13 protein-coding genes and 2 tRNA genes are annotated in these 12,641 nt (G+C 53.3%); 2 read left to right on the top strand and 13 right to left on the bottom strand.

The window, feature by feature from the left end:
• Positions 1-121, bottom strand: a 121-nt coding sequence (locus ACRCWW_RS17465; protein ID WP_438683528.1) for a hypothetical protein, incomplete at its 3' end; no start/stop codon positions are given.
• Between the two features lie 214 nt (positions 122-335).
• On the opposite strand from ACRCWW_RS17465, the gene ACRCWW_RS17460 reads away from it, so the two are divergent.
• Positions 336-818, top strand: coding sequence for a zinc ribbon-containing protein (locus tag ACRCWW_RS17460; RefSeq protein WP_438683527.1), 483 nt, complete (start codon positions 336-338; stop codon positions 816-818).
• A gap of 150 nt (positions 819-968) precedes the next feature.
• Here the strand turns inward: ACRCWW_RS17460 and ACRCWW_RS17455 are convergent, their stop codons facing one another.
• From ACRCWW_RS17455 to miaB, 9 genes are all read right to left on the bottom strand, one after another.
• Complete coding sequence (locus ACRCWW_RS17455; protein ID WP_404659238.1) at positions 969-1,694, bottom strand: amino acid ABC transporter ATP-binding protein; 726 nt, start codon at positions 1,692-1,694, stop codon at positions 969-971.
• Positions 1,694-2,368 (bottom strand): glutamate/aspartate ABC transporter permease GltK, encoded by a 675-nt coding sequence (gene gltK / locus ACRCWW_RS17450; protein ID WP_330984480.1) that lies wholly within the window; start codon positions 2,366-2,368, stop codon positions 1,694-1,696. Before gltK ends, ACRCWW_RS17455 begins: the two co-directional genes overlap by 1 nt.
• On the bottom strand, positions 2,368-3,108 hold the full coding sequence (locus ACRCWW_RS17445) for an amino acid ABC transporter permease (RefSeq protein ID WP_438683526.1): 741 nt from the start codon (positions 3,106-3,108) through the stop codon (positions 2,368-2,370). The genes gltK and ACRCWW_RS17445 overlap by 1 nt, the downstream gene beginning before the upstream one ends.
• Before the next feature lie 286 nt (positions 3,109-3,394).
• Positions 3,395-4,300: an amino acid ABC transporter substrate-binding protein gene (locus ACRCWW_RS17440; RefSeq protein WP_438683525.1), complete on the bottom strand. Its 906-nt coding sequence runs from the start codon at positions 4,298-4,300 to the stop codon at positions 3,395-3,397.
• A 411-nt stretch (positions 4,301-4,711) separates the two neighbouring features.
• A complete protein-coding gene (gene lnt, locus ACRCWW_RS17435; RefSeq protein WP_438683524.1) occupies positions 4,712-6,250 on the bottom strand; it encodes an apolipoprotein N-acyltransferase in 1,539 nt (512 codons plus the stop codon).
• Between the two features lie 22 nt (positions 6,251-6,272).
• Positions 6,273-7,151, bottom strand: coding sequence for a CNNM family magnesium/cobalt transport protein CorC (gene corC, locus ACRCWW_RS17430; protein WP_330984475.1), 879 nt, complete (start codon positions 7,149-7,151; stop codon positions 6,273-6,275).
• A 102-nt stretch (positions 7,152-7,253) separates the two neighbouring features.
• Positions 7,254-7,721 carry an rRNA maturation RNase YbeY gene (gene ybeY / locus ACRCWW_RS17425; protein ID WP_404659234.1) on the bottom strand — a complete coding sequence of 156 codons (468 nt, stop codon included), beginning with the start codon at positions 7,719-7,721 and terminating at the stop codon, positions 7,254-7,256.
• The gene (locus ACRCWW_RS17420; RefSeq protein ID WP_438683523.1) at positions 7,718-8,773 is read right to left on the bottom strand and encodes a PhoH family protein; all 1,056 of its coding nucleotides are present in this window, start codon (positions 8,771-8,773) and stop codon (positions 7,718-7,720) included. Before ACRCWW_RS17420 ends, ybeY begins: the two co-directional genes overlap by 4 nt.
• 152 nt (positions 8,774-8,925) lie before the next feature.
• Positions 8,926-10,359, bottom strand: a complete 1,434-nt coding sequence (gene miaB, locus ACRCWW_RS17415) for a tRNA (N6-isopentenyl adenosine(37)-C2)-methylthiotransferase MiaB (protein ID WP_438683522.1) — start codon at positions 10,357-10,359, stop codon at positions 8,926-8,928.
• Between the two features lie 138 nt (positions 10,360-10,497).
• Here miaB and ubiF point away from each other — a divergent pair, with 138 nt between their 5' ends.
• Positions 10,498-11,673 (top strand): 3-demethoxyubiquinol 3-hydroxylase, encoded by a 1,176-nt coding sequence (ubiF, locus tag ACRCWW_RS17410; RefSeq protein WP_438683521.1) that lies wholly within the window; start codon positions 10,498-10,500, stop codon positions 11,671-11,673.
• Here the strand turns inward: ubiF and ACRCWW_RS17405 are convergent, their stop codons facing one another.
• From ACRCWW_RS17405 to ACRCWW_RS17395, 3 genes are all read right to left on the bottom strand, one after another.
• The gene (locus tag ACRCWW_RS17405) at positions 11,674-12,267 is read right to left on the bottom strand and encodes a hypothetical protein (protein WP_438683520.1); all 594 of its coding nucleotides are present in this window, start codon (positions 12,265-12,267) and stop codon (positions 11,674-11,676) included.
• Positions 12,268-12,361: 94 nt separating this feature from the next.
• Positions 12,362-12,436, bottom strand: a tRNA-Gln gene (locus ACRCWW_RS17400).
• 33 nt (positions 12,437-12,469) lie between these two features.
• A tRNA-Gln gene (locus ACRCWW_RS17395) sits at positions 12,470-12,544 on the bottom strand.
• Between the last annotated feature and the right edge of the window lie 97 nt (positions 12,545-12,641).

Genomic DNA, 12,641 nt, shown 5'->3' with positions numbered 1-12,641 from the left:
GCATCGACAGGCAATAGTATTTCTCTTTGCTGTTGTCTTCAGTCACTTCAAATGTGCGCTTCTCGTCCCAGTGTTGCTGGACTTTCGATTCTATCTCTTCCGGGCGGTATTGCTCTTGCATGGCAGCCAGTGGTCCTGTTTTCAATACAGCTACAAACGTAGCCAATGGATGTGGTCATTCAGATCCGCATAGCATAGCCCAAACGCGCACGTCAAAACAGCCTTTCACACACTCCAGGCTGGCGATTATTTACCGGGTCTGTGGCTGAACTGACAAAGCTCAGGGGAAATAAGGTCTACTATTAGAAGACGTTAACCGCCCGGGAGATGAAACAATGAACAAGGTTGCTCAATATTATCGTGAACTGGTGACGACGCTGACGGAACGCCTGCGCAACGGCGAGCGCGATATTGATACGCTGGTTGAGCAAGCGCGCGCAAGTGTTAGCCAGACCGGGGAGTTAACCCGAACCGAAATTGAAGAACTGACTCGCGCTGTTCGTCGCGATCTGGAAGAGTTTGCCATCAGCTACAACGAAAGCCAGGACGAGCTAAAAGACAGCGTTTTTTTACGGGTCATTAAAGAGAGCATCTGGCAGGAACTGGCAGATATCACCGACAAAACACAGCTTGAGTGGCGCGAGGTTTTCCAGGATTTAAATCATCATGGCGTGTATCACAGCGGTGAGGTGGTAGGGCTGGGGAATCTGGTTTGTGAAAAGTGCCATTTTCATCTGGCGGTATATTCACCTGATGTGTTGCCGCTGTGCCCGAAATGCGGTCACGACCAGTTTCAGCGCAAGGCTTTTGAGCCATAGGTAAACTGCAAAACCTTCTCTTTGGAGAAGGTTTTTAGTGTTGCACCCTCGCCCTGTGGGAGAGGGCATCAGGCCGCAGAGGATTTCTGTAGGCTGGGCAAACTGCCCGGTGGCGCTAAAGCTTACCGGGCCTACAAAACGGCATAACACTCAGTGCAGGATTTTCGCCAGGAAGTCTTTCGCACGGTCAGATTGCGGATTGTTGAAGAAATCATCCTTGTCGGAGTCTTCGACAATCTTGCCCTCATCCATAAAGATAACGCGGTTCGCCACCTTGCGGGCAAAGCCCATTTCGTGCGTGACCACCATCATCGTCATCCCTTCGTGCGCCAGTTCCACCATGACGTCCAGCACCTCGTTGATCATCTCTGGATCAAGCGCGGAAGTGGGTTCGTCAAACAGCATCGCCACCGGGTCCATACACAGCGCACGGGCTATCGCCACACGTTGTTGCTGGCCGCCGGAGAGCTGAGCGGGGAATTTATCGGCATGCGCGGAAAGCCCAACACGCTCAAGCAGCTTCAGACCTTTGGTGCGTGCAGCCGTTTTATCGCGCTTAAGGACTTTGACCTGCGCCAGCGTCAGGTTCTCGATAATTGACAGGTGCGGGAACAGCTCAAAATGCTGGAACACCATACCCACGTGAGAGCGTAATTTCGCCAGGTCAGTTTTCTTGTCGTTAACCTTAGTGCCATTGACCAGAATTTCACCTTGCTGCACGGGTTCCAGGCCATTCACCGTTTTAATCAGTGTGGATTTGCCTGACCCTGACGGGCCACAAACCACCACCACTTCGCCTTTTTTCACTTCCGTGGAGCAGTCGGTCAGCACCTGAAAGTGACCATACCATTTCGAAACATTTTTCAGGGAAATCATTACACGGTCCTTTTCTTCAAATAGCTGACCAACAGCGAGGCGCTCAAACTGATAACAAAATAGACGGCCCCGGCAAACAGGATCATCTCAACCTGGGTTCCGTCACGCTCGCCTATGGTGGAGGCGGTACGGAAGAAGTCGGCAAGGCTTAACACATAAACGAGTGAGGTATCCTGGAACAGGACAATGCCCTGCGTCAGCAGCAACGGTACCATCGCGCGGAAGGCCTGCGGCAGAATAATCAGCTTCATTGACTGCCACTGGGTCATCCCCAGCGCCAGCGCAGCGTTGCCCTGACCGCGAGACACACTCTGAATGCCGGCACGAATGATCTCGGAATAGTAAGCTGCTTCAAACATGGAAAAGGCCACCATCGCCGAGACCAGACGAATGTCAGTCTTCGGTGACAGCCCCAACACGTTTTGCAGGAAGCCCGGCACAATCAGATAGAACCACAGCAGCACCATCACCAGCGGAATCGAACGGAATACGTTCACATAAGCTGTTGCAAACCAGGCTACTGGTTTGAAGGTGGAGAGGCGCATGACCGCCAGAATAGTGCCCCAGACGATACCGATAACCACGGCCGTCACGGTGATTTTCAGCGTAATCACCAGACCCGCCAGCAGGTAAGGCATAGAAGGGACGATTGAACTCCAGTCAAAATCGTACATTATTTGCCTCCCATATTGCCCGGCAGGCGGATTTTGCGTTCAACAATATTCATCACCAGCATGATCACCGCGTTAATAAACACATAGGCGAGGGTGATGGCGGTGAAGGACTCCCAGGCATGTGCCGAGTAGTCCAGCAGTTTCCCTGCTTGTGCGGCCATATCGACCAAACCGATAGTTGAGGCAATGGCCGAGTTTTTCACCAGGTTCATCATCTCAGAGGTCATCGGTGGCACGATAACGCGGTAAGCGTTAGGCAGGAGCACGTAGCGGTAGGATTGCGGAAGCGTCAGCCCCATCGCCAGAGCGGCGTTTTTCTGTCCGCGCGGCAGAGACTGAATTGCGGCACGCACCTGCTCACAAACACGAGCCGCGGTGAACAACCCCAGACAGAGCATGGAGGACACGAAAAACTGAATGTTAGGGTCAAGCTCAGATTTAAACCATGTGCCGATGTTTTCTGGCAACAGCTCCGGGATCACCAGATACCAGGTAAAAAACTGAACGATAAGGGGAACGTTACGGAACAGTTCTACATACAACGTGCCGATCCCGGAAAGAAAACGGTTAGGGACGGTGCGCAGAATGCCGAACAGCGAGCCGACAAGAAAAGCGATGATCCAGGCCGTTACAGATAACGCAACGGTGACCTGAAAGCCGCTCCACAGCCAACCCAGATAGGTGGTGTTGCCGAACGGGGCTTGTTGCAGAAAAATACCCCAGTTCCAGTCGATTGACATAAATGGACTCCGAAAAAAAAAGGGTAGCAGCGCTACCCTCGAAGACTGCTAAGGAAACCTTTACCCGTCATACTTTGAGCCACAGATGCGTTGGCTGCACTCCCTCACCCCAGTCACTTACTCAAGTAAGCTCCTGGGGATTCACTCCTTTGCCGCCTTTCTGTGACTCAAATTATTTAGGGTAATATTTAATTCATGCCGAGTGGGGAACGACCCCTCGGCGTATAGTCTGTCCGTATTTCCTCGCAATCGAGAGGGCAGGCGAACCCGCCCATCATTGTTTTAATTAGTTAAGTGCTTTGTCGCTTGGCTCTTTGAACAACGCTTTCATGTCGTCTGACAGATCAAAGTTCATGTTCAGATTCTTCGGTGGGATTGGATTTTTGAACCACTTATCAAACCACTTCTCGGCTTCGCCGGAAGTCTGAGCCTGAGCGATAGTGTCATCCATCAGCTTCTTGAACTGTGGATCGTCTTTACGCAGCATGCAGCCGTAAGCTTCTTTGGACTGCGCGGTGCCGACGATTTCCCAGTTGTCAGGTTTCTTCGCTTTCGCGCGTTCGCCAGCCAGCAGCGCGTCATCCATCATGAATGCAACGGCGCGGCCACTTTCCAGAGTACGGAAGGAGTCACCGTGATCTTTAGCGCTGATGATGCGCATATCCATTTTCTTCTCGTCGTTCAGCTTATGCAGCAGCACTTCGGAGGTGGTACCGGACGTCACGACCACGGCTTTGCCTTTCAGGTCAGCGAAATCTTTAATCGGGCCGCCTTTTTTGGTCAGCAGACGAGTACCAACCACGAAAATGGTGTCAGAGAACGCAGCCTGTTTTTGACGTTCGAGGTTGTTGGTGGTGGAGCCACACTCGAAGTCAAAGGTGCCGTTTTGCAGCAGAGGAATACGGTTTTGAGAGGTAATTGGGATCAGTTTGACCTGCAGGTCCGGCTTGTTCAGCTTTTTCTTGATAGCGTCAACGATCGCGTTGGAATAATCCTGAGAGTAACCGACAACCTGTTGCTGGTTGTTATAGTAGGAAAATGGTACGGATGATTCACGGTGGCCGACCACAATCACACCATTTTTGGCGATTTTGTCCAGCGTACTGCCCGCTGCAGGTGCGTCTTCTGCATGGACTACGCCCGCGGACATTCCCATCACCAGCATTGCTGTGGCCAGTTTACGTAATTGCATATCCAACTCCTTATCGTGGCGTCGTGAAAACGCGCAGATACCCATTGTGAGTGTTGTGTTGTTATTGCCTGCCACTTTTGTGTGCAGTATTAAGCCTGTTTGTTAACATTTAGTCTGGCTTAATGTAAAGATTTTGCTGCGTTATTGTTTGTTTTTGCGAAGTGCGCCGCACCGTTTTAAGGCAAAAATCCTGGCTTGCACCGAAAAGGTGCCACCGATGGGCGCTGTTGGTGCAACCTGGTCGCACCAGCACAAAATACGCAGCTCACTGAAATAACAAAGCAATTGGCGTGCCAGAAATGGCTTAGATGAGAATGTCGGGTGGCGGCTTCGCCTGACCCGAGCTACTGAATTTGTAGAAGGGAGTGGGTAAGTAGGCCCGGCAAGCGAAGCGCCGCCGGGCAAAGAGGTTTACCTCGAGCGCTGTCTCAGGCTCATGACCAGTGCGCCAAAACCAAACAGCGCAGTGATGATCCACAGCGGCCAGTTGCCTGTACGGGCGTAAGGCGTCAGACCGGAAGTTGGCGTAACGGTGGTCGTCAGCACTTCGCGAGTAAACTGCGGGATCATCGCCTGCACATCACCGCGCGGATCGATCACCGCTGTAATTCCGTTGTTGGTGCTGCGCAGAAGTGGGCGAGCCAGTTCGAGCGCGCGCATTCTTGCCATCTGGAAGTGCTGCCACGGGCCGATTGATTTACCAAACCAGGCATCGTTAGAGATAGTCAGCAGGAAATCGGTATCCGGACGGAAGTTATCACGCACTTGCTCGCCGAGAATGATTTCGTAGCAGATAGCCGCCGTCAGCTTCAGGTTATGGGCTGAAAGCTGTGGCTGAACATACGGCCCTCGACTGAATGATGACATCGGCAGATCGAAGAACGGGGCAAGAGGTCGCAGAATGGATTCCAGCGGGACAAACTCACCAAAAGGCACCAGATGGTTCTTGTTGTAGCGATCGGTGGAGTTATAGCTGTAGGGGTTATCTTTGCCCAGCGTGATGATAGTGTTGTAGGTGTCGTAACGGTTTTTCGCGTTAAGACGGGAATCCACCACACCAGTAATCAGCGAGCTGTTTTTCGCTCGCAGCATATCGTCCATCATGCTCAGCAAACGCTGCTGGTTGATCTCCAGATCGGGGATAGCTGACTCCGGCCAGATGATGAGCTGTGATTTACCCATCACTTTTTCAGTGGCATCGAGATAAATCTGGAGCGTATTCAGAAGCTCCTTTTCATCCCATTTCAGCGACTGCGGAATGTTTCCCTGAACCAGCGACACCTGGGTGGTGCGGTCAGGCAGCAGTTGATACCACTGGATATAACGCAACGGGAAAGGCAGCGCGAAAAGCACCACGGCAACCACCAACGGACGCCAGTTGCGGCTGACCAGCGCCAGCGCCAGCAGGCCACTGACCATCATCAGCAGGAAGTTAATCGCCTCCACGCCCATCACCGGGGCAAGCCCCTTCAGCGGGCCATCAATCTGGCTATAACCGAACTGCAGCCACGGGAAGCCGGTTAAGACCCAACCGCGCAGAAACTCGGTAATTTGCCAGATGACAGGAGCCGCAATCGCCACACGCAGCCAGGTCGCTTTGGGCCACAGGCGGGAAAGAATGCCCGCGAACAGACCGGTATAAAGCGACAGATAAGCGGCCAGCAATACCACCAGGAACACGTTCACTGGGCCCGGCATGCCGCCAAACTGGGCGATGCTGACATAGACCCAGTTAATGCCAGAGCCAAATAAACCTAAGCCCCAGAAATAACCAATCCATGCGCTTTGCAGCGGCCGGCGATTGAGCGTTAATCCCTGAAGACCCATCAGCGAGACGATCGCCGCAGGCCAGAAATCATAAGGAGAAAATGCCAGCGTTCCGCAGGCGCCGAAAAGTAGCGCCAGCAGCAAGCGTACGCGCTGGCGTTCAATCAGAGGGGCAAATGCCATTTAGCGTTGTCGTCCCGTTAAATTAGTCTTCCAGATTAGGCTGTGGTGCATCTTCCGGAAGTTTGACATGTACCTGGATGATACGGCGGCTGTCCGCCATCGCAACTTTGAACTGGTAACCATCGATGTCAATGGATTCACCGCGTGCAGGCAGATGCCCGAACGCCTGCATCACCAGGCCGCCAATGGTGTCCACTTCTTCATCGCTGAAGTGGGTGCCGTAGGCTTCGTTAAAGTCTTCGATGGAAGCCAGCGCGCGCACGGTCCAGGTGTGACGGCTTAACTGACGGAAATCGATGTCTTCTTCTTCATCGTATTCGTCTTCAATTTCGCCGACGATCAGTTCCAGAATGTCTTCGATGGTCACCAGACCCGACACACCGCCAAACTCGTCAATCACAATCGCCATGTGGTAGCGCTGGGAACGGAACTCTTTGAGCATGCGGTCAACACGCTTGCTTTCCGGCACCACCACCGCCTGGCGTAACACTTTATCCATGCTGAAAGCTTCGGCATCGCTGCGCATAAACGGCAGCAGATCCTTGGCCATCAGAATCCCTTCGATATGATCTTTGTCCTCGCTGATAACCGGGAAGCGCGAGTGTGCAGACTCGATAATGACATCAAGGCACTCATCCAGAGTCTGGTTGCGTTTCAGGGTAATCATTTGCGAGCGGGGGATCATGATGTCGCGGACGCGCTGGTCGGCGATATCCATTACCCCTTCGAGCATGTCACGAGTATCTTCGTCGATAAGATCGTTCTGCCCGGAATCACGGATCAGCGCCAGAAGTTCATCACGGTTTTTCGGTTCGCCGTGGAACAGTTGGCTCAGTAAGAGGGAGAAGAATCCCTTTTTGCTGTTTAAGGTGTCGCTACTGTGTGAGTTGTCGTCGCTCATGGCGTCGTATGGGGTCTCATGTTAGGGAAATCGTGGCTGCTGCGCGTAAACTCAGCGTCAGACAGCATAAAATGCCAGCGCGGCGGTTAGCCGCCGCACGGGTTATTCTTTCTCGGCAATGTACGGATCATCATAGCCCAGAGCAAGCATTATCTCTGTTTCCAGACTCTCCATTTCTTCCGCTTCTTCGTCTTCGATATGGTCGTAACCGAGCAGATGCAGACTGCCGTGCACAACCATGTGTGCCCAGTGAGCCTCCAGCGGTTTGCCTTGTTCTTCCGCTTCGCGTTCCACCACCTGACGGCAGATGATGAGGTCGCCCAGCAGCGGTAGTTCCATGCCCGGCGGCGCTTCAAACGGGAAGGAGAGCACGTTGGTGGATTTGTCCTTGCCGCGGTAGGTCAGGTTCAGCTCGTGGCTTTCTGCTTCATCCACCAGACGCACGGTGACTTCTGACTCTTCCTGAAACGCAGGGATGGTTGCATCCAGCCAGCGTTGAAATGCAGCCTCCTGTGGCAGGCCGTTTTCATTTTCGCAGGCAAGCTGCAAATCCAACATCACCGAACTCATTTTTGCTCCTGGGTTTGTGCCGCCAGCGCTTCACGCTTGCGTTCTGCTGCTTCCGCAGCTTTGCGTTTCTGGTCTGCTTCTTCCCACGCTTCATAGGCGTTGACGATACGGGCCACTACCGGGTGACGCACAACGTCTTCGCTGTGGAAGAAGTTAAAGCTGATTTCATCGACTTCCGCCAGCACTTCAATCGCGTGGCGCAGACCGGATTTCATGTTGCGTGGCAGGTCAATCTGTGTCACGTCACCGGTGATCACCGCTTTCGAGTTAAAGCCGATACGGGTCAGGAACATCTTCATCTGTTCGATGGTGGTGTTCTGGCTTTCGTCGAGAATGATGAAAGCATCGTTCAAAGTACGTCCGCGCATATAGGCCAGAGGTGCGACTTCGATGACATTGCGTTCAATTAATTTTTCGACTTTTTCGAAACCGAGCATCTCGAACAGGGCGTCATACAGCGGACGCAGATACGGGTCGACTTTCTGACTCAGATCGCCTGGCAGGAAGCCCAGTTTTTCACCGGCTTCAACCGCAGGGCGAGTCAGCAGAATGCGGCGAATTTCCTGACGCTCAAGGGCATCAACCGCCGCGGCAACCGCGAGATAGGTTTTGCCTGTCCCCGCCGGGCCAACGCCGAAGGTGATGTCGTGGTCGAGAATATTGGCGATGTACTGCGCCTGATTCGGCGTGCGCGGTTTGATCACGCCACGCTTGGTCTTGATGTTAATGGCTTTGCCGTAATCCGGGACGCTTTCCGCGCTTTGTTCCAGCACACGTGCTTCTTTAATCGCGAGGTGGATTTGTTCCGGGTCAATATCCTGCGTCTGGCCGCGCATTGGCGCGGTGTCCACATAGAGGCTTCGCAGAATATCTGCGGCTGCGTTTACGCAGATAGCGCGCCCGGTCAGTTTAAAATGGTTGTCGCGACGGTTGATTTCGATGCCCAGACGGCGCTCCAGATGTTTGATGTTGTCATCAAACGGACCACAGAGGCTCAGCAGGCGTTCGTTGTCCGCAGGCTCAAGGGTGATTTCACGGGTTTCTGTATTCAAACTGTTCCTCTTCTGGCTGACGATGTGCGTAGGAGTTCCACGTGCTTTAAGGAAATTATTCTCGCAAGCGTTTAAAGGTGCAAGCATTGCAGTTTATGTGGGGGGCAGGGCGAGGAAAAACAAGGGCCTGCCACAGGGGCAGGCCGACAAGATTATGGCTGGAAAATGCCGACGCCGAGATCGTTCTCTTTGCGGGTACGGGCCATCACGGATTCCGGAGATTCTGCAACGCGCAGCCCCATTTCAGCTTCGGTGCGAACCACTTTGCCGCGCAGCGAGTTTGTATAAACGTCAACGATTTCAACATCGACGAATTTACCCACCATGTCCGGCGTGCCTTCGAAGTTCACCACGCGGTTATTTTCGGTGCGGCCCGTCAGTTCCATAATGCTCTTACGGGAAGTGCCTTCCACCAGAATGCGCTGGGTGGTGCCGATCATCCGGCGGCTCCAGGCCATTGCCTGCTGGTTGATACGTTTCTGCAGGATATACAGACGCTGTTTTTTATCCTCATCCGGCACGTCATCGACCATGTCGGCGGCTGGCGTGCCTGGACGGGCAGAGAAGATAAAGCTGTAGCTCGTATCCATATTGACGTCAGAAATGACCTTCATGGTCTTCTCGAAGTCTTCGTTGGTTTCTCCAGGGAAGCCGACGATGAAATCAGAGCTTATCTGGATATTCGGGCGTGCTACCAGCAGCTTACGAATAATCGCTTTGTATTCCAGCGCGGTATGCGTACGGCCCATCAGGTTCAGGATGCGGTCAGAGCCGCTCTGAACAGGCAGGTGCAGGAAGCTCACCAGCTCAGGCGTATCACGGTACACGTCAATGATGTCGTCAGTGAATTCGATAGGATGGCTGGTGGTGAAACGGAGGCGGTCGATACCGTCGATGGCGGCCACCAGACGCAGCAGTTCGGAGAAGGACCCGGTGCTGCCGTCGTAGTTCGCTCCACGCCAGGCGTTCACGTTCTGTCCGAGCAGATGAATTTCACGCACGCCCTGAGCCGCCAGTTGGGCGACTTCAAACAAAATATCGTCCGTTGGACGGCTGACTTCTTCGCCGCGGGTGTAAGGCACCACGCAGTAAGTACAGTATTTATTGCAGCCTTCCATGATCGAGACAAAGGCCGTTGGGCCGTCGGCTTTCGGCTCTGGCAGTCGGTCGAATTTTTCGATTTCCGGGAAGCTAACGTCAATGATAGGTTTGCGATGGTCACGCATTTCCCGAATGGAAGTGATCATTTCTGGCAGGCGGTGCAGGGTCTGCGGGCCAAAAATGATGTCGACGTAATGCGCGCGCTGGCGGATGAGTTTGCCTTCCTGAGAAGCCACGCAACCACCAATGCCGATAATCACGTCCGGGCGTTTTGCCTTAATGAGTTTCCAGCGTCCTAGCTGATGGAACACTTTTTCCTGCGCCTTCTCGCGAATCGAGCAGGTGTTCAGCAACAGCACGTCGGCTTCTTCCGCGATGTCGGTCAGTTGATAGCCATGAGTGGCATCCAGCAGATCGGCCATCTTTGATGAATCGTATTCGTTCATCTGACAGCCCCAGGTTTTGATGTGGAGTTTTTTTGTCATCGACTTAGCTTTTCTCTAAGGAACGCAGGGCGCGTATTGTAATGCTTTGCGGCGAGTGTGACCAGTATGACCGAGCCTTCACCCAAAGGGGAAAAAATCCGGTAAACTTAAGGGATTCAGGTTTAAGGATTATTGACCATGAGCACTCAACAAACAGACGTCGCGATTGTCGGCGGCGGAATGGTAGGCGGAGCGCTGGCGCTCGGGCTGGCGCAGCAGGGATTCACTGTCACGGTGATTGAACAGACCACGCCACCGGCTTTCGACGCGTCCAGTCAGCCCGATGTGCGCATTTCTGCCATCAGCGCCGCCTCGGTGGGATTGCTGCGCGGGTTGGGCGTCTGGGAGGCGATTCTGGGGATGCGTACGCATCGCTATCGCCAGCTTGAAACCTGGGAGTGGGAAAGTGCGCATGTGATATTTAATGCCGCTGAACTGAAACTGCCCGAGCTCGGCTATATGGTGGAGAACAACGTCCTTCAGCTCGCGCTGTGGCAGGCGTTGCAAGTTCATGACAATGTGCAATTGTGCGTACCAGCTACGCTCGAAACGATGCTGCATGAGCCGCAGGGTTATCTGCTGAACTTTAAGGATGGCAGTGACCTGCGCGCGAAGCTGGTGGTCGGTGCTGATGGCGCTAACTCTCAGGTACGCCAGATGGCGGGGATTGGGACCCATGCCTGGCAGTATCAGCAATCGTGCATGTTGATAACCGTCGAGTGTGAACAAGATCCGTGTGACAGCACCTGGCAGCAATTCACGCCCGCTGGTCCTCGTGCTTTCCTGCCGCTGTATGATCGTTGGGCCTCACTGGTCTGGTATGACTCTCCGGCTAAGATTCGCCAGCTTCAGGCGCTTTCTTTGCCGCAGCTTGATCAAGAGATCCGCCAGCATTTCCCTTCACGGCTGGGAAATGTCAAAGCTGTTGCCGCCGGGGCTTTCCCGCTAACGCGACGCCACGCATTACGCTATGTTCAGCCAGGACTCGCGTTAGTCGGCGATGCAGCGCATACCATTCATCCGCTGGCCGGGCAGGGCGTCAACCTTGGCTACCGTGATGTGGATGCGTTGCTCGACGTGTTGGCGAATGCCCGTAGCCATGGCGAAGACTGGGCGAGCCTGCAGGTTCTGAAGCGCTATCAAACGCGGCGGATGGCCGATAACTACCTGATGCAGTCTGGAATGGATTTGTTTTACGCCAGCTTCAGTAACGATCTGGCGCCGTTGAGGATGCTGCGTAATATCGGCCTGATGGCTGCTGAGCGCGCTGGCGTGCTGAAACGCCAGGCGCTGAAGTATGCTTTAGGATTGTGATCACACCAGCGAACACAGCTTGTTTAAGGCGGGTTGTGCTCGCTGTTTGTTCAGGAAGAAGGCCTGGTACCATTGTGTGCCGGCTTTTGAGGTGACAGTCTGAATGTCCCATTGCTGCTTTCTGATTTGGCTTAATGTTCTGAAAGTGGAAGCCAGCAGGATAACCAACAGGCACACCAGAATACCTTCAACCAGCCCTGCAAAGCTCATCAATTCAATCTCTTTTCCCTGGTTAAAGAGCATTACCAGCGCCACGACCTGGATGGCAAGCTTGCCGCCAAATCCTCGCAAATAGAACTGTTTCAACCGTTCAGGCGATGAAAAACAGGGGTTGTTGAGCGTCGAACGTTGTTCCTGAATCGGTATTGCAGTGAGATACAGCATCCATTCGGAGCGCTCTTTGATAAGCCAGGCGTTCCCGGCTTCACTCAGGGTATGAAGGCGCATAGACACAACAACGGGCAGGATAACACCTGTCATTATGATGTAGAACAGTGGGCTCGTTAAGCCGAGAAACACGCATCCCAGACACAGAGCTAAGACAATGAGAATGTAGGGGTTGTAGAACCACAGCGCTGTTGTTTGATAGTTCATTTGATTTCGTCCTGAAGACAATGAACGTATAAATTACAGGCAAAAAAAACGACTGAAAACAAAAAAGCCCGCAGAAGCGAGCTTTTTTGTTTATTGGCTGGGGTGCAGGGATTCGAACCCCGGAATGCTGGTATCAGAAACCAGAGCCTTACCGCTTGGCGACACCCCAATAATTTTTTACTTAACGATGTGAACAGAAAAGTGGCTGGGGTGCAGGGATTCGAACCCCGGAATGCTGGTATCAGAAACCAGAGCCTTACCGCTTGGCGACACCCCATCAGATTTTCTTTTCGCTTGTTACATCGTTTGGAACTTGGCTGGGGTGCAGGGATTCGAACCCCGGAATGCTGGTATCAGAAACCAGAGCCTTACCG

It is taken from the genome of Scandinavium sp., from assembly GCF_051650185.1.
Classification (GTDB): Bacteria; Pseudomonadota; Gammaproteobacteria; order Enterobacterales; family Enterobacteriaceae; genus Scandinavium.
Note: the sequence above shows the minus strand (reverse complement) of the source record. Positions and strands in the feature narration are given on the sequence as shown.

Coding starts and splice junctions, on each gene's coding strand:
- ACRCWW_RS17460 (WP_438683527.1), top strand. CDS start 336: ATGAACAAGGTTGCTCAATATTATCGTGAACTGGTGACGACGCTGACG.
- ACRCWW_RS17455 (WP_404659238.1), bottom strand. CDS start 1,694: ATGATTTCCCTGAAAAATGTTTCGAAATGGTATGGTCACTTTCAGGTG.
- gltK (WP_330984480.1), bottom strand. CDS start 2,368: ATGTACGATTTTGACTGGAGTTCAATCGTCCCTTCTATGCCTTACCTG.
- ACRCWW_RS17445 (WP_438683526.1), bottom strand. CDS start 3,108: ATGTCAATCGACTGGAACTGGGGTATTTTTCTGCAACAAGCCCCGTTC.
- ACRCWW_RS17440 (WP_438683525.1), bottom strand. CDS start 4,300: ATGCAATTACGTAAACTGGCCACAGCAATGCTGGTGATGGGAATGTCC.
- lnt (WP_438683524.1), bottom strand. CDS start 6,250: ATGGCATTTGCCCCTCTGATTGAACGCCAGCGCGTACGCTTGCTGCTG.
- corC (WP_330984475.1), bottom strand. CDS start 7,151: ATGAGCGACGACAACTCACACAGTAGCGACACCTTAAACAGCAAAAAG.
- ybeY (WP_404659234.1), bottom strand. CDS start 7,721: ATGAGTTCGGTGATGTTGGATTTGCAGCTTGCCTGCGAAAATGAAAAC.
- miaB (WP_438683522.1), bottom strand. CDS start 10,359: ATGACAAAAAAACTCCACATCAAAACCTGGGGCTGTCAGATGAACGAA.
- ubiF (WP_438683521.1), top strand. CDS start 10,498: ATGAGCACTCAACAAACAGACGTCGCGATTGTCGGCGGCGGAATGGTA.
- ACRCWW_RS17405 (WP_438683520.1), bottom strand. CDS start 12,267: ATGAACTATCAAACAACAGCGCTGTGGTTCTACAACCCCTACATTCTC.